Annotated in this window: 1 protein-coding gene and 1 pseudogene; both read right to left on the bottom strand. The window is 60.6% G+C overall.

The window, feature by feature from the left end:
- Positions 1 to 238: pseudogene (locus tag B2W52_RS01550) on the bottom strand (xanthine dehydrogenase family protein molybdopterin-binding subunit); the annotation flags it as partial.
- A gap of 1 nt (position 239) precedes the next feature.
- Positions 240 to 426, bottom strand: a 187-nt coding sequence (locus B2W52_RS01545; RefSeq protein ID WP_286801056.1) for a 2Fe-2S iron-sulfur cluster-binding protein, incomplete at its 5' end; no start/stop codon positions are given.

Here is a 426-nt window from a genome sequence, read left to right as displayed (position 1 = left end):
CTTCGGCAATCAAAGTGGTCAAGCCGGTGTAGGTGCCTTGCCCCATTTCGACCCGGGCCAGGGTGAAGAAGACTTCATCATCGGCAGTCAGTTCCAGCCAGGCATCGGGACGCCATTCGCCCGTGTCCGACTCATACCCCGTCTGGATTCCCGCGCAGCCCGGCAACGTTATTGAAACCATGAGGCTGCCGGAGGCACCGGCACTGACCTTGAGGAAATTTCGTCGATTCATCGCCATGTTATGCGCCCCCCCCCTGAGCGCCGTCTGACGTATCAGCGACGACGGATTCCACGGCTGCAATGATCCGCGAGTAGGTGCCGCATCGGCAAAGATTGCCTGTCATGGCCGCGACAATTTCCTCACGTGAAGGCGCCGGATTGCTGGCCAGAAGGTGGGCCGCACTCATGATCTGGCCCGACTGGCAG

The organism is Marinobacter sp. UBA2498, from assembly GCF_002341575.1.
In the GTDB taxonomy this organism is placed as follows: domain Bacteria; phylum Pseudomonadota; class Gammaproteobacteria; order Pseudomonadales; family Oleiphilaceae; genus Marinobacter; species Marinobacter manganoxydans.
Note: the sequence above shows the minus strand (reverse complement) of the source record. Positions and strands in the feature narration are given on the sequence as shown.